At 74.0% G+C, this 23,282-nt stretch carries 17 protein-coding genes and 1 pseudogene; 2 read left to right on the top strand and 16 right to left on the bottom strand.

Features of this window, described 5'->3' with window-relative positions; translation table 11 throughout:
- Window positions 1–14 precede the first annotated feature (14 nt).
- From AB0J46_RS35890 to AB0J46_RS35870, 5 genes are read right to left on the bottom strand one after another with little or no spacing between them, the layout of a single operon-like run.
- Complete coding sequence (locus AB0J46_RS35890; protein WP_364338551.1) at window positions 15–818, bottom strand: TIGR03084 family metal-binding protein; 804 nt, start codon at window positions 816–818, stop codon at window positions 15–17.
- A gap of 13 nt (window positions 819–831) precedes the next feature.
- A complete protein-coding gene (locus AB0J46_RS35885; protein ID WP_364338550.1) occupies window positions 832–1,905 on the bottom strand; it encodes a carboxymuconolactone decarboxylase family protein in 1,074 nt (357 codons plus the stop codon).
- 10 nt (window positions 1,906–1,915) lie between these two features.
- A complete protein-coding gene (locus AB0J46_RS35880; RefSeq protein ID WP_364338549.1) occupies window positions 1,916–3,568 on the bottom strand; it encodes a GMC family oxidoreductase N-terminal domain-containing protein in 1,653 nt (550 codons plus the stop codon).
- Window positions 3,565–4,125, bottom strand: a complete 561-nt coding sequence (locus AB0J46_RS35875) for a DUF5987 family protein (RefSeq protein WP_364338548.1) — start codon at window positions 4,123–4,125, stop codon at window positions 3,565–3,567. The genes AB0J46_RS35880 and AB0J46_RS35875 overlap by 4 nt, the downstream gene beginning before the upstream one ends.
- Window positions 4,126–4,139: 14 nt before the next feature.
- Complete coding sequence (locus AB0J46_RS35870; protein WP_364338547.1) at window positions 4,140–4,667, bottom strand: sigma-70 family RNA polymerase sigma factor; 528 nt, start codon at window positions 4,665–4,667, stop codon at window positions 4,140–4,142.
- Between the two features lie 210 nt (window positions 4,668–4,877).
- Between AB0J46_RS35870 and AB0J46_RS35865 the strand changes: the two genes are divergently transcribed.
- Both AB0J46_RS35865 and AB0J46_RS35860 read left to right on the top strand, forming a co-directional pair.
- A complete protein-coding gene (locus AB0J46_RS35865) occupies window positions 4,878–5,729 on the top strand; it encodes a metallophosphoesterase (RefSeq protein WP_364338546.1) in 852 nt (283 codons plus the stop codon).
- Between the two features lie 217 nt (window positions 5,730–5,946).
- Window positions 5,947–6,702, top strand: a complete 756-nt coding sequence (locus tag AB0J46_RS35860) for an AraC family transcriptional regulator (RefSeq protein WP_364338545.1) — start codon at window positions 5,947–5,949, stop codon at window positions 6,700–6,702.
- Between the two features lie 69 nt (window positions 6,703–6,771).
- On the opposite strand, the gene AB0J46_RS35855 is transcribed toward AB0J46_RS35860, so the two are convergent.
- From AB0J46_RS35855 to AB0J46_RS35805, 11 genes and pseudogenes are all read right to left on the bottom strand, one after another.
- Window positions 6,772–8,142 carry a cytochrome P450 gene (locus tag AB0J46_RS35855; RefSeq protein WP_358295132.1) on the bottom strand — a complete coding sequence of 457 codons (1,371 nt, stop codon included), beginning with the start codon at window positions 8,140–8,142 and terminating at the stop codon, window positions 6,772–6,774.
- Entirely contained in the window at window positions 8,139–8,678 is a 540-nt protein-coding gene (locus tag AB0J46_RS35850) for a flavin reductase family protein (protein WP_352329447.1), read from the bottom strand. Before AB0J46_RS35850 ends, AB0J46_RS35855 begins: the two co-directional genes overlap by 4 nt.
- Window positions 8,679–8,700: 22 nt before the next feature.
- Window positions 8,701–9,129: an acyl-CoA thioesterase gene (locus AB0J46_RS35845; RefSeq protein WP_352329445.1), complete on the bottom strand. Its 429-nt coding sequence runs from the start codon at window positions 9,127–9,129 to the stop codon at window positions 8,701–8,703.
- 3 nt (window positions 9,130–9,132) lie between these two features.
- On the bottom strand, window positions 9,133–14,868 hold the full coding sequence (locus tag AB0J46_RS35840) for an SDR family NAD(P)-dependent oxidoreductase (protein ID WP_364338543.1): 5,736 nt from the start codon (window positions 14,866–14,868) through the stop codon (window positions 9,133–9,135).
- On the bottom strand, window positions 14,865–15,836 hold the full coding sequence (locus AB0J46_RS35835) for an enediyne biosynthesis protein (protein WP_358007565.1): 972 nt from the start codon (window positions 15,834–15,836) through the stop codon (window positions 14,865–14,867). Before AB0J46_RS35835 ends, AB0J46_RS35840 begins: the two co-directional genes overlap by 4 nt.
- Before the next feature lie 4 nt (window positions 15,837–15,840).
- Window positions 15,841–17,787, bottom strand: coding sequence for a CRTAC1 family protein (locus AB0J46_RS35830; protein WP_364338542.1), 1,947 nt, complete (start codon window positions 17,785–17,787; stop codon window positions 15,841–15,843).
- Window positions 17,784–18,749: a DUF1702 family protein gene (locus AB0J46_RS35825; protein WP_364338861.1), complete on the bottom strand. Its 966-nt coding sequence runs from the start codon at window positions 18,747–18,749 to the stop codon at window positions 17,784–17,786. Before AB0J46_RS35825 ends, AB0J46_RS35830 begins: the two co-directional genes overlap by 4 nt.
- Window positions 18,750–18,904: 155 nt before the next feature.
- Window positions 18,905–19,897, bottom strand: coding sequence for a DUF1702 family protein (locus tag AB0J46_RS35820; protein WP_364338541.1), 993 nt, complete (start codon window positions 19,895–19,897; stop codon window positions 18,905–18,907).
- Window positions 19,898–19,932: 35 nt separating this feature from the next.
- Complete coding sequence (locus AB0J46_RS35815) at window positions 19,933–20,115, bottom strand: acyl-CoA carboxylase epsilon subunit (protein WP_358295148.1); 183 nt, start codon at window positions 20,113–20,115, stop codon at window positions 19,933–19,935.
- Window positions 20,116–20,259: 144 nt separating this feature from the next.
- Window positions 20,260–23,031 (bottom strand): AAA family ATPase, encoded by a 2,772-nt coding sequence (locus AB0J46_RS35810; RefSeq protein ID WP_364338540.1) that lies wholly within the window; start codon window positions 23,029–23,031, stop codon window positions 20,260–20,262.
- A 71-nt stretch (window positions 23,032–23,102) separates the two neighbouring features.
- Window positions 23,103–23,282: pseudogene (locus AB0J46_RS35805) on the bottom strand (hypothetical protein); the annotation flags it as partial.

Raw genomic sequence — 23,282 nt, 5'->3', positions numbered from 1 at the left:
TCAGACGCCGCCTGTCAGACGCCGGCGCGGGCGAACTGGCCGGGGCGCCGGCCGGCGCCCGCCGGCCCGCGGTAGGCCTGCGCGATGTCCAGCCAGCGGTCGGCCTCGGCGCCGGTCGCCGTGACCGCCACGTCGGCGCGGTGCCGCCGCCTGGTCACCAGCAGGCAGAAGTCCTCGGCCGGGCCCGAGACCCGCTGGGCGGCGTCCTCGGGGCCGTAGGCCCACACCTCGCCGGAGGGGCCGGTGATCTCGAAGCGGAACTCCTCGGCCGGCGGGGTCAGCCCGCGCGACAGGTAGCCGAAGTCCCGGGTGAGCACCGCGAAGACGACCAGGTGCCGCAGCCGGTCGGTGCGCTCCAGCCGCACGCCCAGCGCGTCGGCGACGTCCTGCCCGTGGGCGAAGGTCTCCATGATGCCCGCGCACGCCAGCACGATCGGCGGCAGCGGGTTGACCAGCCACGGCACGACCTCGCCCGCGGGCACGGCGGCCAGACCGGCGTGCACCTCCGACCGTCCGGCCCGCCACTTGGCCAGCAGCGTGTCCGGCGAGTCGTTCTCGAACGCCTTGAGCGCGGCGTTCACCGCGCCGTCGAAGTTCTTCTCCGCGCCGGCCGTCATGGCCGCGAACGCCTCCGCGTCGGTGGCGGCGGCGGTGGCCAGGCGGAAGATGAAGGCCAGGTGGGCGATCTGGTCGGCGATCGTCCAGCCCGGCGCGGGGGTGGGCAGCTTCCACTGCTGGGCGTCCAGGCCCGACACCAGCGCGTCGAGCTGGTCGCCGTCGGCCGCCAGGTCGTCGAGCACTACCTCTAGCTCGGTCACGTCCTCGTTCCTTTCAGTCGGCTGTCGATACGGTCGGAAGCGGGGTGGCGGGCAGCCCGGCCCAGACGCCGGTCCGGCGGGCGGCGGTCATGGCCGCCCAGGAGGCCGCCTCGACGAGCGCGGCGTCGGTGAGGGCGGCGTCGGTGAGCGCGGCCGAGCCGGTCGTCGCGGCCCGGAACTCGCCGACCGTGCGTGCGTCCACCTGGTGGGAGGCCAGCGCGGTCAGCAGCGCCAGCCGGGCGGCCGGACGTTGCGCGGGCGGCAGCGCGGCGGCGGCCTGACCGGCCCAGCCGCTGCCGGGGCCGGGCGGGACGCCGTCCCAGCCGGACACCCGCTCGGCGACCAGCTCGCGGACCGGGACGGGCAGCCGCCGCGCGCCGCCCTCCTCGATCGCCGCCGCGGCCCTGGCGAACGCCTCGCCGAGCCGCGGCACGCCGCCCGCCCAGGCCAGGTCGTCCGGCAGCGGCGCGCCGGGCAGCAGGCCCAGCGAGCCGCCGGGGGCCGCGGGCCGCCGCGCGGCGGGCCGCATGAGCGCGCCGAACACGCGCAGCGCGGGCCCGCGCGCCGCGCCCGGCAGCTCCGGCGGCAGCGGCGAGTCGCCGAGGAACACGTTGACCATGCGGTTGAGGTACTGGAAGGTCACCGCGACCGCCACGAGCTCCACGGCCGCCGCCCCCGTCACCGGCGGGCCGCCGGCTCCGGGGACGGCGCTCGCCCTGGCCCAGGCGGCCAGCGGTCGCAGCCGGGGATCGGCGGGGGTCAGCGCGCGCAGGGTCGCGCCGTGCACGTCCACGCAGTACGGGCAGGCGTTGCCGGCCGAGACCTCCCGCGCCACCAGCTCCCCGGCCACCCGCCCGGCCGCCCCGGCGGCCAGCAGCGACTCGCGCAGGACCAGCCAGCACGCGGCCAGCGCGCGCGGCGCGGGGGAGTGCAGGGCCACCGGCGGCGCGAGCATGCCGAAGTCCCGCTCGACCTGCTCGTACACCCGGGCCACCAGGCCGCGGGCGGCGCCCGGCCGCACCGGGCGGACGTGCCGCACCTGGGCGAGCGCGCCGGGCGCCGTCATCCGGCTGAGCAGCCGTCCCATCGCCGGCGCCCTAACCGCGCAGCGCGGCGGCGGCCAGCGACGCGGTGGCCCGGCGGCCGGCGGTGGAGCCGTCCGGGGCGGGCGCGCCGTAGGAGACCTGCACGCCCCGCTCCCGCGCGGCCCTGACGATCCCCGGCACGGCCCGCTCGGCCAGCGCGGAGATGGTCATCGCCGGGTTGACGGTCAGCGCGCCCGGCACGGCCGAGCCGTCCGTGACGAAGATCCCCGGGTGCCCGCGCAGCTCGTGCCCGTCGTCCAGCGCCGAGGTGTACGGGTCGTCGCCGATCCGGCACGAGGCCAGCGGATGCACCGTGTACGCGCCGACCAGGTCGTTCGTCCACGGCGTCACCGTGGCCAGCCCGTCGCGCTCCAGGATCTCCTTGCACTCGGCGTCGGCCATCGCCCAGGCGGCCGAGGTGTTCGCGGTCGGCTTGTACGACAGCCGGCCGACGCCCAGCATCTGCTGGGACACCCGGTCGGCGTTGCCGCGCACGGGCGGCGGCCCGAAGACGCCCTCGTTGTCGTCCTCGATCATCTGGAAGATGATCAGCCAGGACCGCCAGCGTTCCAGCATCTCCTTCTTGCGCAGCCCGAACCACGCCGGGTCGGGGCCGCCGGCCAGCGCGAGGATGGTGCCGAGGCCGGGCGGGAAGTAGAGCTGCTCCAGCGAGTAGCGGGTGTACTCGGGCAGCGAGCCGTCCAGCCGGTCCCAGTTGGCCACCGTCGGGCCCTTGCCGATCTGGTTGGCCGCGTACGCCAGGCCGTCGCCGCGCTCCAGGCCCAGCACCTCCCGCACGCGCTCCTCGTTCAGCACGGCGGTGTTGAGCCGCTCGCCGTTGCCGGAGAAGTAGCGGCCCACGGCGTGCGGCATCGCGCCGAGCGCGGCCTCGCTGCGCTGCAGGATGACCGGCGTGGCGGCGGCGCCGGCGGCGAGGACCACCACCTTGGCCTCGATCGTGCCCTCGCCCTCGGTCAGGCGGTAGTCCTCGCCATGGACGATCTTGTAGTGCACCCGGTAGGAGCCGTCGGGCGTGCGCTCGATGCTCTGCACCTCGTGCAGCGGCCGGATCCGGGCGCCGTGGGCGAGCGCCGCCGGCAGGTAGTTGACCAGCAGCGACTGCTTGGCGTCGAACCGGCAGCCGGCCATCATCCAGTTGCAGTTGACGCAGGCCCCGGTGTCCACGGCCGCGGGCACGGGGTTGGCGGTGCGGCCCGCGTGCCGGCAGGCCGCCGCCCACAGGCCGCCGGAGTAGGAGACGTCCTCCCAGCCCTGCTGGGTGATGGAGATCGACTCGGCGACCCGGTCGTACCAGGGGTCGAGGGTGTCGCGGCTGATCGCGGCCGGCCACATGCGGCGCCTGATGCTGCCGCGGCGCTCGAAGACGAAGCGCGGCGCGCGCGGCATGGCCGCGAAGTAGACCACGCTGCCGCCGCCCACGCAGTTGCCGCCCAGCACGCTCATGCCGTCGCCGACGGTGAAGTCGAAGATGCGGGTGTAGGACGAGCCCAGCTTGAAGTCGTGCTCGTAGTCGGCCGACTCCAGCCACGGGCCGCGCTCCAGCATGACCACGTCGGCGCCGCCGGCGGCCAGGTGGTAGGCGGGGATCGCGCCGCCGAAGCCGCTGCCGATCACCAGCACGTCGGTGCGTTCGACGCCGTTCATGCGGGGCTCCCTGAAGCTGTCGTGTCCGGGTGGAGATCGGCGAGGGGACGGCCGTAGGAGTAGGCGGGGAAGCGCCAGAGCCCGTCCGCGTCCGGCGGGGCGATGCCCATGGCGGTCAGGCCGGGATGCCCCGCCCTGATGGCGTCGGCGGTGTGCAGGTGGGCGGCGGAGTCGTAGGCCATGTAGCAGAACAGCACCAGCAGCACCCACAGCGCCTTCTCCGGGTGGCCGGGCGCGGTCAGCGTGCGCACCAGCGCGCCGCGCTCCTCGAACGGCAGGGCCACGAACGCCGGCACGCCCTCCGCCAGCACGATGCCGTGCTGGTCGGCGTGGGCGCGGGCGTGCTCGTTCAGCGAGCGGGCGTAGTCGTCCAGGCCCTCGGTGACGCCGGTGGCGTCCCATTCCAGCAGTTCGACGGCGCCGGCCGCGACCGCGCCGCCCGTCGGGCTCATGCCCGCCACCGCCCGGTCGTCCGGACCGCGCTTGGGGCCGGGCACGATGGTGTCCGCGAGCGCCTCCAGCGTCTCCACCCTCGTCTCGTAGAGCAGTGGACCCATGGGTACTCCCTCGTTCAGGTCGGCTTTCGGTCGGTACGGTCGGCGGGGTCGGTGCGCGCCAGCGCGGCCCGCAGGGTGCTCAGCGCCCTGACGGTCTGGCTGCGGACCGTGGAGGACTCGTTGCCCATGACCCGGGCCGTGTCCTCGGCGCTGCGCCCCTCCCAGAACCGGAAGAAGATCGTCTCCCGCTGCCGCGGCCCGAGCCTGGCCAGCGCGCCCATCAGCACGATGCGCTCGCCCACCAGGTCATAGGGGTCCAGCGCCGCGGCCGCGTCGGGCGGCGCGCCGCTGAGCACCTCCCGCGACCAGCGCAGCGACCTGCGGTCGCTGATGAGCAGCCGCCGCATGATCTGCCGCGCGTACGCCTCGGCGCGGTCGCGCCGGTCGAGGCCGTCCCAGTGCCGGTGCAGCGCCAGCAGAGTGCGCTGGACGAGGTCGTCGGCCTCGTGCCAGTCGTCGGAGAGCCGGAAGGCCACCCGGCGCAGCATGGGCCTGGCCTCCCGCGCGAAATCAGCGAATTCCTGCCCCCGTACATCGGCCATCACCCTCACCCCCGGAACACGGCCGTGCAATTTCCGCTTTCTTCGGCATGCTCAGAATTGAATGCGCGGTGCACCGCAACAACCCCTAACGGACGCCCCCGCGCCCTTATCCACAAAGGCGCCGCCGCCACCCCCTATTCGCCCCTGTGGGACCCCTGTTTTTCTCGCCGTACGCTGCCCGGCCCGTTCTCGCGCGCATACGCTCGCGGCGTGAGCGCCTCCGGTGCGGCATTACTGGCGATCAGCGACCTCCATGTCGGATTTCCCGAGAACTGGGCGGCCGTCGAGGAGCTGCGCCCGCGCACCGAGAACGACTGGCTGCTGGTGGCCGGGGACGTCGCCGAGCGGCTGGACGCCTTCGAGCGCACGCTCGGCCTGCTCGCCGAGCGCTTCGCCAAGGTGGTGTGGGCGCCGGGCAACCACGAGCTGTGGACCACGCCCGGCGACCCCGGCCTGCGCGGCGAGGAGCGCTACCGGCGCCTGGTGCAGATCTGCCGGCGTCTCGGCGTGCTCACGCCCGAGGACCCGTACGCGGTCTGGACGGGGGAGGGCGGCCCGGTGGCCGTCGTCCCGCTGTTCCTGCTGTACGACTACAGCTTCCGCCCGCCCGGCACCACCCGGGAGCAGGCGCTCGGCCTGGCCCGCGAACAGGGGGTGGTGTGCAGGGACGAGTTCCTGCTGCATCCCGAGCCCTATCCCAGCAGGCAGGCGTGGTGCCGGGCCCGGGTGCGCGAGAGCGAGCTGCGGCTGGACGCGCTCGACCCTGCCCTGCCCACGGTCCTGGTCAACCACTTCCCGCTGCTGCGCGCCCCCACCCGCGTGCTGCGGCACCAGGCGCTGGCGCAGTGGTGCGGCACCGAGCAGACGGCCGACTGGCACCTGCGCTTCCGCGCCGCCGCGGTCGTCTACGGCCACCTGCACATCCCGGGCACGAGCTGGCACGACGGGGTGCGCTTCGAGGAGGTCTCGCTCGGCTACCCGCACGAGCGGCGTCCGCACCACCGCGACGGCCGGGTGCTCAGGCAGCTGCTGCCGGCCCCCCGCCGCGAATGGGCCCTATAAATCGCATTCTCAGAGAAATTGCCGAGATTTCCGAAGATTTCCCAAAAAAGGGCGATTTGTCATGCAGCGTACTGCGCGCCCGGGAGCGTGTACCAGGTGGCAACCGAAAGGCAATGCATCCGGAGCGCCGAGGAATCGTCGCACCCCCCGGGAATTCTCCGGCCGGAGAATCGACGGGGGACGCGCGCCCGAGGGCTTCCGGGTTCCGGGAGACCATATGGACGACGTCATCGAACGAGCGGTCCTGCGGGTCATCGAGAGCATGCAGGAGAACCACGGCGAGCAGCTCACCATTGACGACATGGCGCGGACCGCGATGTTCAGCAAGTTCCACTTCTCGCGCGTCTTCCAGCGCGTGACCGGGCTGTCCCCTGGACGGTTCCTGTCCGCGGTGCGGCTGCGCGAGGCCAAACGCCTGCTCGTGTCCACCTCGCTCAGCATCACGCACATCAGCCACCAGGTCGGCTACTCCAGCGTGGGCACCTTCAGCTCGCGCTTCACCCACAGCGTGGGCCTGTCGCCGAGCAGGTACCGGCAGTTCCTGAGCGTCACGGCGGCGGACCTGGCCGGCGGCGAGCGCGCGTTCGGCGGCCCGGCGGCGACCCTGCACGGCGTCGTGACCTCGCCGCTGGCCGACCGGCCGGTGTTCGCCGGCGTGTTCCCCGGCCAGATCCTGGAGGGCAGACCGGCGAGCTTCACCCTGATCGACCGGCCCGGCCCGTACGTGCTGGAGAACGTGCCCAAGGGCAGCTGGTACCTGATCGCCCAGTCCGTGGCCGAGTCCCGCGCGGACGCCGTGCACCACCCGCCCCAGGGTGACGCCGCGACGTGCATCGCGCGGATCGGGCCGATCGAGGTGGGCGGCGGCGGCAGCGAGCGCGCCGACCTGCGGCTGCGTCCCATGAACGCGCTCGACCCGCCCGTCCTGCTCGCCCTGCGCGACCTGCTGGCCTGGACCGACACCCACACCTGACAGGAAGGGGCGGCACGTGCGGAAGGGCCCGCGGACGACGTCCGCGGGCCCTTGCGTGACCTGCGGTCTCTAGGCCGGGCTCACCGTCATCGGCAAGCCGCCGCGCACCCGCAGCGACAACATGGCCTCCGGGACCGCCCGCCGGCCGGGCAGCCCGGTCAGCCGCAGCTCCCGGGTGACCATCGCCAGCACGAACGTGGCCTCCATCATCCCCAGGTGGTTGCCCACGCAGAAGCGCGGGCCCGCGCCGAAGGGGATGTAGGCGTACCGCGGCCGGTCCGCCGGCGCGCCCGGCTCGAACCGCTCGGGACGGAACGCGTCCGGCTCCCGCCAGTACGCCGGATGCCGGTGCAACGTGTACGGGCTGACGAGCACGTCCGCCCCCGCCGGGACCCGGTACCCGCCCACCTCGTCGTCCTCCCGCGCCACCCGCGTCAGCGCCCACACCGGCGGGTACAGCCGCATGACCTCCTCCAGCACCGCCGCCGTGTAGGTCAGCCTGCGCAGGTCCTCGTACACCGGCGGCCGGTCGCCCAGCACCGAGACGGCCTCCGCCCGCACCCGCTCGCGCACCTCCGGATGCCGGTCCAGCAGGTGGAAGGCCCACGACAGGGTGCTGGCGGTGGTCTCGTGCCCGGCCAGCAGCACCGTGACCAGCTCCTCGCGCAGGCGCTGCCGGGCGGCCCGCGGGTCCTTCCGCAGCCCGGTGGACTCGATCAGCAGGGACAGCAGGTCGCCGCCGCCGGTCGGGTTCGCCAGCCGCTCGGCCACCAGCAGGTCCACGACCCGGTACAACTCCCGCCGGGACCGGCGGAAACGCAGGTGCAGCGGCAGCGGCAGCCACAACGGCACCATGGCGAGCGTCACCATCTCGAACATGGCCTGGTCCTGGACGCCCTCGAAGGCGTGCCCGACCGAGCCGTGCGCGCCGAGGTCGGCGTCAAGGAGGGTGCGGCCGAGCACCCCGAGCGCCAGGCCGGTCATCTCCCCGGCCACGTCCACGGGCCCGCCGCCCACCCGGGCCCGCAGCCGCTCGACCAGGCGGCCGGCCTCCTCGGCCAGCACGGTGTCCTGCTGGGCCAGCCGCTTGTTCTGGAACAGCGGCTGGATGGTCCTGCGCTGCTGCCGCCACCGCTCGCCGTCGCTGGTCAGCAGCCCGTCGCCGATCACCCGCCGGGCCTCGGCCAGGCCGATGCCCTTGCGGTAGTTGCCGCTGTTGTCGGCCAGGACGTGCTTGGCGTGGTCGGGATGGTTGAACAGGTAGATGCTCTTCGGGCCGATCGTCATGCGCACCGCGTCGCCGTACCGGGCGGTCGCCTTCGACAGCAGCGCCAGCCGGTCGCCGACCAGCCGCCGGTACAGGACGGGCGCCGCCCAGGGCGGCGGGCCGGGCGGCACGCGGCCGCCCAGCGCCACCGGGCGGGTGCCCAGTGTGGTCACGCCGACACCCCCTGCAGAGCGGGGGAGGTCTCGCCGAAACGGCCCCGGTAGACCAGCAGGCCGTCGCAGTCGTCCCGCCGGCTCAGGGACAGCACCTCGCCGACGAAGATCGTGTGATCGCCGCCGTCGTAGGCGCGCCAGACCCGGCACTCGAAGCGGGCCGCCGCGCCCGCGATGAGCGGCACCCCGGTGACCTCGCCCGGCGTCACCTCGACGTCGGCGAACTGGGCCAGGCCGAGCGGCCGGTAGCGGTCGGCGAAGTGCCGCGCCTCGGCCTCCTGGTGCCCGGCCAGCACCGACACCCCGAACGACGTGGCCGCGGTGATGCACTGGTGCATCACCGCGCCCTTGCCGACGCACACCAGCAGCAGCGGCGGGTCGAGCGAGACCGATGTGAAGGAGTTGGCCGTCATGGCGTGCGGGACCTCGCCGCCCGTGGTGATCACGGTGACGCCGGTGGCGAACGCCCCGAACGCGTCGCGCAGCGCCTTGGCGTCCGCGACCTGCGGCGCCGGGGCCGATGAGTGGAGTTGCACGGTGACCTCCTGGGTCCGGGTTCTAGGCCAGGTACGGTTCGAGCGCCCTGACCAGGGGCTCGGGGACCCTCGCCGGCGCGGTCTTGGTGTTCGGCCCCCGCATGCAGGCCACCCGCTGCCTGCCGCGGGCGACGAGGACCTCGGGCGCGCCCGGGGTGACCCGGACGTAGTCGAAGCCGAACTCGATCTGCGTCTGCGCCAGCTCGATCAGGCGCATCCGGATGGACAGCTGGTCGAAGGCCGTGATCTCCGCGAAGAACTCGCAGTCGACCTTGAGGGTGAACAGCTTGAGGTCGTCCTGCAGGTCGGCGAGCACGTCCCGGGCCCGTTCCATGAGGAACATCTCCCGGCAGCGTCCCTGCCAGCGCAGGTAGTTGACGTAGTAGACGTTGCCGACGAGGTTGGTCTCCTCGAAGCCGACCGTGTGCAGGTACTCGTAGTAGGTGCCCATGGGCTAGGACCGCCCTTCGGTGAGGATCGCGACGACGACGGGGGCGGGCAGGCCGTGCACCCGGGTGGCGAGCGTGGCCACGGCCGCGCCGCCGCCGGTCAGGACCACCCATCCGTCGGCCGCGGCCCGGGTGACCGCGAGCGGCACGTCCGTGCCCGCCGCCGTGCCCGCCGCCGTGCCCGCCGCCGTCCCCGCTGCCGTTCCGGCGGTGCGCAGGCAGGCGAGTGCGGCGCGGGTGCGGGCGCGGGCGGTGTCCGCGTCCTCCCCGGAGGCCGCGGCGATCTCGCCGGCGAGCGCGTCCCGGTCGCCCGGGTCGCCGGGCCCGGCGGGGGTGACGGGCTCGACGGCGCAGGACAGCGGCCCTGGGGCGGCCACGCACACCGTCAGCCCCGGCACGTGCGCCGACGCCGTCCGCACACCTTCTGCCGTGCCCTCCGCCGTGCCCGCCGTGCCGAGCCGGGCCACGGCCAGGTCGCCGGTGCCCTCGCCCGGCTCCACGACGACCGCGACCCGCGCGCCCGTCAGGTCCTCCAGCGTGCGCTCCAGGTACGGGCCGAGCAGCGGCGCCGCCCACGGACCGGCCCCGCCCTTCTTCCGCACGGCCTGCAACCGCAGCCCCTCCCAGCGTTCGACGACCTCGCCGTCCTTCGTCCGGACCGCGACGTCGTAGACGTAGGCGTCGCCGTCCCTGGACCGCTCGGAGGCGCAGTAGCGCACCTCGTCCGCGCCGGACAGCGCGGCCCCGGCCGGGTGCACGCGTTCGATGCCGGTCGGCAGCAGGGTGGCGTCGGGCACGCACACCTGGTTGCCGTGCATCAGCGCGTCCCGCATGCCGGGGTCGCCCAGGAGCAGGTCCGGCGGAAGGAACCCGGCGAACCAGTCGCACTCCTGCGCCACCTGCAGGTCGGCGTCCACCTCGCGGGCCGCGGCCCGGTGGTAGCGGCGCAGCCGCTGGAAGCGCCTGCCCTGGAAGAGCACCTCGCCGTAGAGCTGGGTGTCGGGGTCCAGCGCGACCGGCGGCAGCTCGTCGCCGGACTGCTCGGGCGGGCCGGCGGGCGGGGCGCCGGCGTCCAGGCGCAGCACGGCCGTGAAGTGGTCGACGTCGAAGCCGGTCTCCTGGCTGCGGATGGCGACCGCGACCGTGTCGTGCCCGGTGACCGTCGCCGCCACCCGGAGCGTGGTGCTCCCGTCGGGCGGCACGATGATCGGCCGGACGAACTCCGCCTGCTCCACGACGGGCGCGCCGGGACGGCCGGTGGCCGCGTACGCCACCTGCGCCATGGCCTCCAGCCCGAACACCGCCGGGAACAGCAGGTTGCCGTCGAGCAGGTGATCGGCCAGGTACAGGTCGGTCCCGGCGTTCACCTCGACCTCGCTGACCAGCTCCACGCCGTGGTAGCGGACCAGCGGCGCGCCGACGAAGCGCAGCAGCGGCAGCTCCGGCTCCTCCCGGCGCACGGTGTGGATGCCCTCGGTGCGCCCGCTGATCACCACGACGCCGGGCGCGTCGGGGTCGCTCACCAGGCGGCGCATGATCTCCACGCCCCGGTCCACCGGGATCGGCGTGATGCCCTGCTCGACCAGCCGGTCCACGACCGACAGCCGCTCGCCCATGCCGACCTCGGACCAGACCGACCACTCCATGCAGACCGCCCGGCAGCCGGGGTGCCGCTCGCCCGCCTCGCGGGTCAGGTCGGCCAGCCACTCGTTGGCGGTCGCGTAGTGGCCCTCGCCGTGCAGGCCCGCCCGGCCGATGATGCTGCCGAACGTCACCAGCAGCCGCAGCCGTCCGGGCTCGACCGCCTCCAGCACGTTGCGCAGGCCGTCCACCTTGGGGGCGAACGTGCGGCGGAAGGCGTCCATGTCCAGCCCGGCGATGCCCTCGGGCTCGTTGCGCCCGGCGCCGTGCAGGACGGCGGTCACCGGCCCGAGCGCCTGCTCGGCCGCGGCCACGGCCGCCCGCACCTGGGCGGCATCGGTGACGTCGGCCCTGGCGTAGTGGACGGTGAGCCCGGTCGCGGCCATGCGCCGCAGGTTCGCGGCCAGCTCCTCGTCCTGGGCGGGGTCGGAGCGGCCGAGCACGGCCACCTTCGCCCCACCCGCCATGGCCATGGCGCACTCGGCCGTGATGCCCTTGCCGCCGCCGGTCACCAGCAGCACGTCGGAGCCGGTCAGCGGCTCCTCCGCCCGCTCCTGCCGGTACGGCAGCGCCCGCAGCGTCGGCACCCGCCGCACGCCGGCGGCGTCGTAGTGCACCTCGCAGAACGCCGTCGTGGCCGCCGCCTCCGCCGCTACCCGGGCGGCGGCCTGCGGCGCGTCCTGCGGCAGGTGCACGACCGTGGTGGGCAGGCCGCTCTCCAGGTGGAGCGTCTTGGCCAGCCCCGCCGCGCCCCGGCCGTGCTGGACCAGGACGAACCGGGTGCCCGGCCCGCCGGCCAGTGCCGCCTTGGCGCCGAGCAGCGCCTGCTCCAGGTCGTCGGCCGCGCACCGCGCGGGTAGGCACACCAGGACACCGGAACCGATCTTCTCCCCTTCGAGTGCCTCGCGCAGCGGCCCCGCCAGGGGCGCACCGGCGGGCGCGAACACCTGCCACGACCCCGCGCGCTCCTCGGCCGTCCGCCGGGGCAGCGGCTGCTCGTCCAGGTCCACGGCGAACGGGCGCACCCACGGCGCCGCGCCCGCCACGCCCCGGGCCGACTGCGCGCGCGGCTGCGCGGCCAGCCGGTCCAGGGCCTCGCCCAGCTCCTGGAGCGTCGCGGTGGCGACGTTGGCCGGCGCCATGCCCGCGGGCACGCCCAGATGCTGGGTGGCCTGGTCAATGATGTGCATGACGGTGACCGAGCTGAGGTGCAGCTCGTCCAGCGGCTTGCTGTCCTCGGTCACCATCTCCAGCGGCAGCTCGGCGCGTTCGGCGGCCAGCCGCCGCAGCAGCTCGACCGTCGACTCGCCCGGCTTCGCCGCCGTCCCGCCGTTCGCGCTGCCGTCCGGCCCGGCCGCCCGCTCCGCCGGCTGCGGGGCGGCGGCCTTGACGCGCACCTGCGGCGCCTGCTCGGCCGGGCTGGTGAAGAACGAGAACGCCGCGCCGATCTCCAGCGGCTTGACCAGCCGCCCGTGGAACAGCTCCTCGCAGGCGACGGGCACGCCGGCCACGTGCGCGGCCCCGGCCACGCCGAGCAGCCCGGCCAGCGACTCGCTGTCGGTGTCCAGCGCGACGGCCGGCACGTCGGTCAGCTCGGCCGCCAGCCTGCTGAGCACCCGGCCGGGGCCCACCTCGACCAGCAGGTCCGCGTCCGCGGCCACGGCGGCCAGCGCCTGGGCGAACAGCACGGGCGCGGTGATCTGCCGGTGCAGCAGCGCCGGGACGTCGGTCCCGGCGGCCAGGTCGTCCCCGGTGACGGTGGAGACGACCCGCCGGGCGACCGGCCCGAACCGCTCCTCCGCCAGGTAGCCGGCCAGCGCCTCGGCCGCCGGGGCGACCAGCGGCGAGTGGAAGGCGTGCGAGACGTTCAGCCTGGTCCAGGTGAGCCCGGCGCGCTCGGCCCGGCGGCCGGCCTCCTCCACTGCCGCCACCGGCCCGGCGACGACGGTCTGGAGCGGCCCGTTGTACCCGGCGATCACCACCGGCAGGTCGCCCACCAGCGCCGGCACGGTCTCCGGCGCGGCCCGCACGCCGGCCATCGTGCCCGGCTCGCTGCGCTCCCGCATCGCCCGGCCGCGCTTGGTCGCCACGCGCAGCAGCGCGTCCTCGTCCATCGCGCCCGCCCAGTGCAGGGCCGACAGCTCGCCCAGGCTGTGCCCGACGGCCGCGTCCGCCTCGATGCCGAGCAGCGACAGCGCGCGCAGGCCTGCCATCGAGCCGGTGACGATGCGCGGCTGGGCGACCTCGGTGGCCGCCATGTCGCCGTCGGCGGGCAGCGCCGCCGTGGCGTACACCTCGGCGACGTCGGCGAAGCGCCTGGCCAGCGCGCCGCCGTCGGTCCCGCGGCCCGAGCCCTGCCCGGGGAAGAGGAAGCCGATCCTCGGCCGTGCCGCCGCGCGGCCGAGGAACGCCTTGCCGTCGGGGGTGGACAGCGCGTTCTCGCCGGACTCCAGCGCCGTCAGCACGCGGGTGAGCTGCCGTACGGCGTCGTCGGGTGAGGAGACCACGACGGCCGCCCGGAACGGCAGGCCGCGCAGCCGCCCGCGCAGCGTGGCGGCCAGGTCGGCGAGCTGGCCGTAGGACACCTTGGGCACGAAGCCGAGCAGCTCCGACACCAGGCCGCGCAGTTCGTCCCAGGTGCCGCCGTCCAGCAGGAACAGCTCCGCGTCCTGGGACGCGGCGGCCAGCGCCTTGACCCGGCTGGACACCCGCCGCCGCGGGCCGGTGTTCTCCAGCACCACGTGCGTGTTGATGCCGCCGAAGCCCATGGCGGTCACCGCCGCGCGCAGCGGCGCGCCCTGCGGCCACGGCTCGGCCGTGCGCAGCACCCGCAGCGTGGCGCCCTCGTCGGTGAGCACCTGGTGCGGGTCGACGCACCCGATGGTCGGCGGCAGCACCTGCTCGTGCACGGCCATGGCCGCCTTGATCAGGCCCGCCACGCCCGCCGCCGCCTTGGTGTGGCCGATCATGCCCTTGATCGAGCCGACCGCGGCCGGCCGCGCGGCCGTGGCCCTGGCCCGCGACAGGGCCGTGAGCTCGGTCGCGTCGCCGAGCGCCGTGCCCGTCCCGTGGCCCTCGAACAGCTCGACGCTCTCGGGGCCGAACCCGGCCTTGTCGTACGCGCGGCGCATCGCGAGCAGGTAGCCGCTCACCTCCGGACGGGTGATCCCGCCCTTGCCGTCGGAGGAGACGCCCCAGCCGGCGATCGTGGCGTAGATCCGCCGCCCGGCGGCCAGCGCGTCCTCCTCGCGCATCAGCACGACGATGCCGCAGCCCTCGCCGGGCCAGAAGCCGTTGGAGTGCCGGTCGTAGAGGCGGAAGTCGCTCTTGGCCAGCGCGCCGGTCTTGGCGAACCCGATCACCTCGAACGGGTCGATGGACAGGTCCACGCCGCCCGCGACGGCCACGTCCACGTCGTGGTCGGCCAGCGCCTTGCCGGCCGTCACCACCGACAGCAGGGACGAGGAGCAGGCGCCGTCCACGGTGTAGCCGCCGCCGTTGAGGTCGAAGTGGTTGCAGATGCGCCCGGCGATCGTGTTGGACAGCCCGCCGGCCAGCGTGTCCTCGTCCACCGGCGGGAAGGGGCTCTTGTAGGCCACCTCGTAGTCGGCCAGGAACGCGGCCAGGCGCTCGTCGTCCCAGCCCTGCTCCTTCAGGGCCGCGGCCAGGGTGCGCCGCACGTACGGCCAGCGCAGCCGCAGCACGTTCGCGCGGGTGAACTCGCCGGTGAGCGTGTTGCCCACGACGACCCCGGTGCGCTCGCGCGGCAGCCCCTCGCCGCCGGCGAACCCGGCGTCGGCCAGGGCCCGGCCGGCCATGTCCAGGGCCAGCCAGTGGGCCAGGTCGGTCGACCGGTACGTGCTGCCGGCGATCTTGTGTGCCACCCGGTCGAAGGCGTAGCCCTCGATGACCGCGGCGGTCTTGGCGTAGAAGCGGTCCGGCGCTGCGGGATCGGGGTCCCAGTAGTCCTCCAGCCGCATGCGCTCGTCCGGGAGCCGGCGGAAGGCCCGGCGGCCGGCCACCGCGTTCTCCCACAGCTCCCGGGGAGAGGCGGCGTCCGGGTACCGGCAGGCCATGCCGACGATCGCGATCCTCGTCATGCCTTCGCGACCTCTTCCCGCGCGTGCTGCAGCGCCTGGGCGGCGGCTGCGCTGACCCTGGCGGCGTCGAGCTCGCGCGCCTTGTTGACGATGTGCAGCGCCCACAGGAAGCCGCCGCGGATCAGGCAGACCGCCGCCGTGGCGAAGAAGATCCCGTACGGGATGTTCATCCCCATGAGCAGGCCGTACACCACGGCCACGCCGCCGCCGAAGGCGACCTGGGACAGCGGTCTGGACGGGCTCGTGCCCGGGTCGGTGATCATGTAGTTGGTGAACAGGATGAACGCCACCCCGGTCATCATCGACAGCCCGCCGAGGATGGAGATGTCGTCGATGATCAGCCCGCGCACCACGGCCTGGAGGGCGAAGACGCCCACCCATCCGCCGATCAGCCACATGCGGCCGGTCAGCTTACCGTTGATCATGGTCCCGCCGATGATGATGATCCCCGGGATGATCCAGTCGATCGGGTTGTCGACGTTCTCCGTGAAGTGGTACGGCGGCGCGATGCTGGCCCACGGCAGCAGCAGCAGGATGATCGCGATGCCGAAGTTGGACGGGTTCATGAAGTGCCGCATCCGCCCGCGCACCGGCGCCTTGAGCACCCACTTGGCGCCCACGGCGACGGTCACGCCGAACATCATGACCAGCACCTGGTCGTTGACGTAGATCAGCATGTTGAGCGCGATGGAGGTGATGTGCGCGGGGTAGAGGAACTCCATCAGCCCGCGCGGCCCGTTGCCGAGGAAGCGCGGCGCGCGGCCCTCCTGGCGGGCGCCGATCACCTCAAGGATGATCTCCACGGTGTAGCCGGTGGCCAGCGCCACGAACGGCCACGACCACGGCTGCTCGAACCCCAGGACGGTGTAGCCGAGGATGTTGAAGATGGTGATCGAGATCGCGAACCGGCGCAGCGCCGTGATCACTTTGGGATCGTGACGTGGCGGGGTGATCGTCTTGGCGGCCATGCCGTCACTTCTCCTTCGCTTGCGAGCCGAGCTGGAGGGTGTGCCAGCCGGGGGTGAGCGTGAGCTCCTGCTGGTGCCGCTGCCCGGCGCGGTCGCGCCAGCTCAGCTTGACCCGCACGGGGCCGGTGACGTTCGCGCCGAGGCCGATGTGCACCGCGTGCGCGCGCTTGCCGGAGTGGCCGCTGCCGCCGTCCACGCGGCCCATGAAGGAGCGGCCGTCGGGCGTGGTGGCGGTCACCGTCGCGCCGATCACCGGCGATCCGGCGGCGGGCAGCGGGCCGGCCGCGGAGGGGGTGTCGTGCAGCAGGCGCAGCCCGAGGAACGAGCCGGCCGACCGGCTGGTGTTGAGGTAGAAGGCGGGGGCCTCCCACTGGCGGGCCACCGCGAAGTCGATCAGGCCGTCGCCGTTGACGTCCCCGGTCGCGATGCCGCGCGTCGGCACCGGCACGGCCAGGCCGAGCTGCTCCGACAGGTTGGCGTAGCGGCCGTCGGGGCCCTTGGCGAAGAAGGCCAGCGTCTGCGCGCCGGCGATGTCGCCGCCCTCGGTGACGTTCGGCCACGACTTGGGGTTGCTGGTCACGCCGTCGTTGGCGGCGGCCAGCTCCTGCAGCGGCGGCCAGCGGTTGACGTCGCCCTTGACGAACCCGGTCGCCTGGACGATCTCGTTCTCGCCGTCGTTGTCGAAGTCCTCGATCTTCGGGTCCCAGCCCCAGCCGGACCAGGCGGTGCGCAGCTCGGCGCTGAGGTCCTTCCACGGCGCCTGGCCCTGCCGCAGCTTCTCGCGCAGCTCGGCCTGGGTCTTGACGGTGGACAGGAACGTGAAGTTGCTCTCCTGGATGCCGTACGGGGTGGTGATGTTGCTGACGAAGAAGTCCAGGACGCCGTCGTGGTTGAGGTCGCCGGCGTCCGAGCCCATGCCCTTGAAGGAGTCCTCGCCGAGCACCTTCGACTTCGGCACGCCGATCTCGTGCGCCCCGACCGTGGGGGAGAACTTGATCGTGCCGGGGGAGGAGGTGTTGTAGAGCAGGTGGTCGGGCCCGAAGTCGTTGTTCAGCAGCAGCTCGGGCAGGCCGTCGCCGTCCAGGTCGGCGCTGGTCGCGCCGAGCTCCCAGCCGGTGGAGACGTCCGGCGGCAGCACGCCGTCCAGGCGGGTGAAGCCGCCGTTGCCGGTGCCGCGGAAGAAGTAGTCCCGGCCGCCGTTGACGGCCTTGGACAGCGAGTGGTTCATCTGCACGCCGCCGTCCACGCGGCTGTCCAGGACCGGGCTGCCGTCGGGGAAGTAGTTGCCGACGAAGATGTCCTGTCTGCCGTCACCGTCGAAGTCGGCCACGGTCGCGACGTTGCTGTTCCACACCTCGCCGGTGTACTTCGCGCCGCCCGCGTTGGGCACCAGCTCGGCCGCGTCGAAGGCGGCGGCCTCGAACCGGGCCGCGGTCGGCCGCTGCAGGTGCAGCGTGGGCGTGCGGCCCCACCAGTAGACCAGCAGGTCCGTGCGGCCGTCGTCGTTGTAGTCGGCGGGCACCGCGCCCATGGGCGCCATCGCGTCGGTGACCGGCAGCGAGCCGAGCGACAGCGCGAACGGCCGGTACCGCTCGCCGCCGCCCTCGACCGGCGCCGGGGTGACGACCACCTGGTCGGTACGCGGGTCCACGATCACCAGGTCGTCGTCCCTGCCGTTGCCGTCGAGGTCGTTCAGTGCGATCGCGGCCCCCACCGAGGAGATCCAGGCGTCGATGTGCTTGTAGGCCTGGTTCACCTTGCGGACGGTCTTGGCCGGGCCTCCGCCCGGCATGGCGATCGCCAGGGACTTGAAGCCGTACGCGCCGGCCATCTCGGCCTTGGTCGCGTCGGAGGCGAAGGTCGGGTGGCCGATCGCGAAGACGGCGATCATCAGCGCGAGTGCGGCGACTCCGGCCGCCTGCTTGCGCAACCACGCGGCTACCGAGCTCACGAGGGAACACCTCCATGGAAGACGAACGTCTCGGCGATACGCCGGCGCCACGCCTCATAGGCGGGCGGCGAGTCCTGTGCTGTCGCGGTGGGGCGGGTCACGCGGCTCACCTCGGCCGCCTGCTCCGCCGTGGTGCCGCAGAGAACGCCCACGGCCGACTCGGTGTGCGGGAAGAGCAGCCCGGCGCGGATCCTGGCCTCGGCGGCGAACACGCTGCCCTGGGCCAGCGGCCCCCGGTGCGCTCCGGCGCGCTCGCGCAGCCACCGCAGCTCGGCGTCGTCGGCGCCGCCCGCGTAGGTGGCGGCCAGGCCGATGCCGGCGTACAGGTCGGCGTGGCGGGACTCGGGGAACCGTTCGAGCAGGGTGACCGCCCGTTCGGCGCTGGTGCCGGCGACGAACCACAGTGCGCGGCCGATGCCCTGGTCGAGGGCGTGGGCCGCGTAGTCCTCCTGGCCGGCCGGCCAGGAGAAGCGGGGTTCGCGCACCTGCTGGTGCACGTACCGGTCGGTGTGGAAGTAGGCCTGGTGGAAGCCGTACCCGTCGTGGACCAGCCACAGCAGCAGCGGGTCCAGCAGCCGGGGCTTGGGCCACAGGAAGCGGGGGAGCCGGGCCATGGCCCAGCCGATCCCCACGTAGATCATGTAGTTGTGGTGGTGCCCGCGTCCCTGGAGGCAGGCGTTGACCCGGCGCAGGTCGCCGAAGGTCATGCAGTCCAGGATGGCGAAGCCCATGCCCGCGCCCTCGTAGGCGAAGCCGCGGAAGCGGGCGGGCACCTCTTCGAGCCGGTCCTCGGCCTCGGCGACGGTGTGTGACTCCACGGCGTGGGCGTAACCGGCGAGAAAGTATTCGCCGACCGTCTCCAGTAATTCGGTGGACGCCGCGTTCTTCACCCAGAAGCCGCGCGTTTCGACTTTCGTCTCACCGACGTCCGGCACCAGAATTCTGCGTCTCAGTGACCGCAATGCGCTTGCCAATTGAGCCTCCGCCGCTTATAGCCCGAACAATCCAATTTCATTGACACATGCCGCCCGGTGGCCGGACAACTTCGGGTTTGCTCAGCTCGGAGGCTCATTTTTGGGCGTGCGAAAGCGAATGACGTGCTTATTCCGGGAAACACTCAGCGGGCCGGGAGCTCGGCCTCGGCCGCGAAATGCGCGCGCACCCTGCCGCGCCACAGCTCGTAATCCGGGACGCGTTCCGACGTGCCCGCGGCGACTTCGCCGTCGTCGGCCAGCGCGACCGCGCCGGCCACGTCGAGCCCGGTCAGCACCGCGCCCGTGGCCGCCGAATGCTCCGGGACGAACCCCGAGTAGTGCCGGGCCTTGGTCGCGAACACCGAGCCCTGTGCCAGCTCGCCCCGGTGCTCCCCGGCCTCCTCGCGCAGCACCGCCGCCGCGCCCGCCGCGCAGCCGGCGAACGTGGCCGCCAGCCCGACCCCGCTCCACAGGTCCGCCTGCCGCCCCGCGGCGAACGCGCGCACCGCCGCGGCCACGTCGCCCGGCCTGCCGCCGTGGATGAACCACAACGCCCGGCCGACTCCCTGGTCCACGGCGCGCGGGAAGTAGGCCGCGTTTCCCTGCCAGGGGTAGGGGGACGGCACCTGCTGCCCGTCCACGTACCGGCGGGTGTGGAAGTAGGCCAGGTCGAAGCCGTACCCGTCCACGGCCAGCCAGCTCATCACCGGGTGGTACGGGGTGCCGTCCAGGTCGGGCAGCACCTTCTTCCACAACACCCGCGGCAGCCGGGCCATGGCGAAGCCGATGCCGATGTAGGCCAGGAAGATGTGCGGTTGCCCCGGACCCATGAGCAGGTCCCGGGTACGCCGCCCGCGCCCGCCGCCCATGGCGTCCAGCACGGTGAAGGCCATCGTCGCGCCCTCGTAGGCGAAGCCGCGCTGCTCGACGTCCACCAGGGACAGCCGGCGCTCGATCTCCCACTGGTCGCGGACGTCGATGCCCCACTCGAAGCCGCACACGACGGCCTGCGGGATGGCCTCCAGGCGGCCGGTGAGCGCCGAGGGGACGACGGGGAAGCCGCGTGCGCCGAAGGTCACGTCGGCCAGGGATGGCGCCAGCACGAGCCGGCGCAGCGAACCGAGCAGAGACGACATGGTGTGCTCCTCCTCCAGTACCGTGAAGACCCGGGTCAGCTCGCCCAGGCCGCCAGCCGCCAGTCGCCGCCGGGCAGCGGCCTGGGCACCAGGACGGACGGGTCCGACCACGCCGACGCCTCGCGCTCGGCCGCCTCGGCCAGGCGGCGGAAGACCGCCGCGACGACCGCTTCGAGTTCCTCGGGGGTCGCCTGCCCCCGCACCACGGTGAGTTCCATGCCTTCGACGCTCGCCCGATGGCCCGCGCGGCCGCAACTTCCTGCATGCCCGGTGCCCACCGGGAGCACAGGTGAGCACGGGCGAACCCGGTCCGGCGGCGGAAGGCTCGCCGGACCGGGCGGGCCCGGGTCAGGATCGGGCGGTCAGGATTGGGCGGTGTCGTCGAACTCCACCACGAGCGGGAGGTCGGCCCGGCGGCGGATGTTCAGCTTGCGGTAGGTGCGGGTCAGGTGCTGCTCGACGGTGCTGATCGTGATGTAGAGCTTGGATGCGATCTCGCGGTTGCTGTAACCGGCCGCCGCCAGCGCGGCGACCCGGCGCTCGCCGACGCTCAGCACGCCGATCAGGTCGCCCGGCAGGGGGGACGGCGCGCCGTCGGCGTCCGCCGCCCGGCTGAGCGCGCCGATCATCGGCTCGGCCCCGCACTCCAGGGCCGCCGCCTGCGCCCGTCCGGCCACCGTGCGGGCCCGCCGGAACTCGCCCAGCGCCTCGTACGCCTCCACCAGGTCGAACAGAGCCCTGGCCAGCTCGTACCGGTCGCCGGCGAGCTGGAGGTACTCCACCGCCTGGCGCAGCAGCGCCGGACGGCGGGCCGGCTCGGAGACGGCCGCCTTGAGCCGCATCCCGATGCCGCGTCCCCGGTAGGCGCCGGGGCCGCAGCCGTCCAGGTGGGCCTTGATCAGCTCCCTGGCCTCCTCGGTCTGGCCCATCCGCAGGCACGCCTCGGCCGCGTCGGCCTGCCAGGGGATCAGCGCCGGGTTGTTCAGGCCCCAGGCCGTCACCAGCTCGCCGCAGCGCAGGAAGTCGTGCAGCGCGGCCACGAACGACTCGCCGGCCAGGTTGTAGCGGCCGCGGGCGTACAGGTAGTGCAGGCCGTAGCGGGTCTGGAACATGGCCTCGGCGACCGGCCGGTCCAGCGGGTCGCGCACGGCCTCGTGCCGGCCCATCGCGGTCAGCGCGATGACCAGGCTGGCCAGCGGGCCGCCGATGGCCACGCCCCAGCTGCTCATCGGGATCGTGTCCAGCGCGATGCGGGCGTGCCGCTCGGCGGCGGGCATGTCGCCCTGGCGGATCGCGATCTCGGCCCGGATGGCCGCCAGCCGGGCCCGGCGGCTCGGCGCCTGCCTTGCCGCCGCCTCGTCGCCGAACAGGTCGCACAGCGGCGCCGCGCGCTCGCAGCGACCGGCGTAGGTGAGGGCGAGCAGCGAGTTCTCCACGACGTCCAGGGACATCTCGTCCAGCCGCTCGCCCTCCAGGATGCGCTCGACGGCGTCGAGGTTGTGCTCGCGCGGGCCGTGGGTGAGCACCTCGGCCAGGGCGAGCGTGGACTCCAGCCGCCGGTTGACGGCGACCGACACCATCCCGGCCAGGATGTGCTCGCGCGGCGGATTGGCCACGTACGCGGCCAGCGGCGGACAGGTCACCCGCAGCCAGAGCTGCGCCACGACCAGCTCGGCCAGGGTCGCGTGGTCGGACGCCGACGCCTCCTGGTTGAGCTGCTCCAGCACGTCGCGGGCGTCCTCGAAGCGGCCGTGCCACAGCAGCGCGCGGGCCAGGACGACGGCGTCGCTGCCGTGCAGGCTGCCCTTCTGCAGCGCCTCGGTGAGCTGGTCCAGGTGCCCGGCGGGGGTGGCCGGGTTGATCCGCCACTCCGCGCGGACGAGCATGGTCATCAGCTTGGAGCGCTGGAGCTCGTCGGTGCACTCGCGCCAGGCCAGCTTCAGGTAGGCCACCGCCGACTCCACCTCGCCCTTGCGCAGCGCGGCCAGCGCGGCCTCCTCCAGCGTCGGCACCACCCACGGCGCCTCGACCCTGGCGGCCTGGAGCAGGCGGTCGGCGACCACGCCGGGCCGCACGCCGCGCGTGTAGGCCAGCTCGGCGGCGCGGCGGTACAGCTCCTTGCGCTCGGACAGGTCCATGCCGGCCAGCACCGCCGAGCGCACCGCCTCGTGCCGGTAGCCGCCGCCGCGCAGCAGGCCGGTCGCGCCGATCGTGAGCAGCTCCCTGCTGACGTCCACGGCGGGCAGTTCGAGCATCTCGGCCAGCCCGTCGGCCTCGCCGAGGATGGCCAGGCCCTGCGCCACCCGGACGGTACGCGGGTGGCTGCGCCGCAGGCACGTCTCGACCGCCCGGACGAACCGGTCGCCGACGACCAGCTCGCGCGGCGGCTCCTCCACGGCCCGCAGGTGCTGGCGGTAGTCGGCGGCCAGCTCGCCGGCCAGCAGCGGGTTGCCGCCGCTGATCGTGTGCCACTCGTCGGCGAACCGCTCGGTCGCGCTGAGCCCCACCTGGCCGGCCACCAGCGCGGCCACGCCCCTGCGGGAGAGCGGGGCGAGCTGCAGGCGCAGGCAGTGCGGCAGCCGCAGCAGGTCGGTCTCCAGCGGACCGTCCGTGCCCTGCCGGTCGTTGAGCGCGAACACCGCCACGATCCGCGCGTTGCGCACCCGCCGCGCCAGGTAGGCCAGGCAGAGCAGGGAGGTGCGGTCGGCGTGGTGCACGTCGTCCACGACGACCACCAGCGGGCAGCGTTCCGACAGGTCGAGCAGCACCGTGACGAGGGCGTGCACGACCTGCGGGTCGAGCAGCCGCTCGGCGTCGGCGTGCGCCGCGGTCGCGGTCCGCACGCCCTCCGCCAGCAGTTTCTCCGAGCGCTCGCGCTCCTCCTCGACCAAGGGGGCGTCCTGGATGAGCTGACGGAGCAGGCCCAGCTGCAGGTCCTGCTCCATGCGCGATCCTGTCGCCGTCACCGCGAGCGCGCCCAGCTCCATGGCCTGTTCGGACAACGCGCGCAGCAGCGCGCTCTTGCCCGTCCCGGCGGGCCCGCTGACCAGCGCGACCCGTCCACGGCCGAGGATGGCGTTGGCGACGAGCGACTCCAGACAGGACATCTCCTCCTGCCGTTCGATGAGAGTCATGGCCGTCTCCCCACATGTCGTGTTGCGCTCACGCTAGGCCGGGGTGGTATTCGATCTCTATCGTCCCGCCATCAGCCGCCGGTTCCTGGCCGCGCGCCGGCGTCCGGGCTCGGGAAGGGGCAGGTCGGGGGCGGGTGCGGCGGCCGGCGGGTCCGCGCGGCGGGCGCGGGCCACGGCCGTGCCCACGGCGGCAGGGCCGCGGCGACCGCGTCGGGCGCGGCGCCGGCGCCCCACGCCGCGCCGCCGTCCAG

The sequence above is a fragment of the Nonomuraea sp. NPDC049758 genome, from assembly GCF_040674635.1.
GTDB lineage: Bacteria > Actinomycetota > Actinomycetes > Streptosporangiales > Streptosporangiaceae > Nonomuraea.
Note: the sequence above shows the minus strand (reverse complement) of the source record. Positions and strands in the feature narration are given on the sequence as shown.

What these genes read in the sequence shown, in the direction of transcription:
- AB0J46_RS35885 (WP_364338550.1), bottom strand. Translation starts at nt 1,905, where the DNA reads ATGGGACGGCTGCTCAGCCGGATGACGGCGCCCGGCGCGCTCGCCCAG.
- AB0J46_RS35880 (WP_364338549.1), bottom strand. Translation starts at nt 3,568, where the DNA reads ATGAACGGCGTCGAACGCACCGACGTGCTGGTGATCGGCAGCGGCTTC.
- AB0J46_RS35875 (WP_364338548.1), bottom strand. Translation starts at nt 4,125, where the DNA reads ATGGGTCCACTGCTCTACGAGACGAGGGTGGAGACGCTGGAGGCGCTC.
- AB0J46_RS35870 (WP_364338547.1), bottom strand. Translation starts at nt 4,667, where the DNA reads ATGGCCGATGTACGGGGGCAGGAATTCGCTGATTTCGCGCGGGAGGCC.
- AB0J46_RS35860 (WP_364338545.1), top strand. Translation starts at nt 5,947, where the DNA reads ATGGACGACGTCATCGAACGAGCGGTCCTGCGGGTCATCGAGAGCATG.
- AB0J46_RS35845 (WP_352329445.1), bottom strand. Translation starts at nt 9,129, where the DNA reads ATGGGCACCTACTACGAGTACCTGCACACGGTCGGCTTCGAGGAGACC.
- AB0J46_RS35840 (WP_364338543.1), bottom strand. Translation starts at nt 14,868, where the DNA reads ATGACGAGGATCGCGATCGTCGGCATGGCCTGCCGGTACCCGGACGCC.
- AB0J46_RS35835 (WP_358007565.1), bottom strand. Translation starts at nt 15,836, where the DNA reads ATGGCCGCCAAGACGATCACCCCGCCACGTCACGATCCCAAAGTGATC.
- AB0J46_RS35820 (WP_364338541.1), bottom strand. Translation starts at nt 19,897, where the DNA reads ATGTCGTCTCTGCTCGGTTCGCTGCGCCGGCTCGTGCTGGCGCCATCC.
- AB0J46_RS35815 (WP_358295148.1), bottom strand. Translation starts at nt 20,115, where the DNA reads ATGGAACTCACCGTGGTGCGGGGGCAGGCGACCCCCGAGGAACTCGAA.
- AB0J46_RS35810 (WP_364338540.1), bottom strand. Translation starts at nt 23,031, where the DNA reads ATGACTCTCATCGAACGGCAGGAGGAGATGTCCTGTCTGGAGTCGCTC.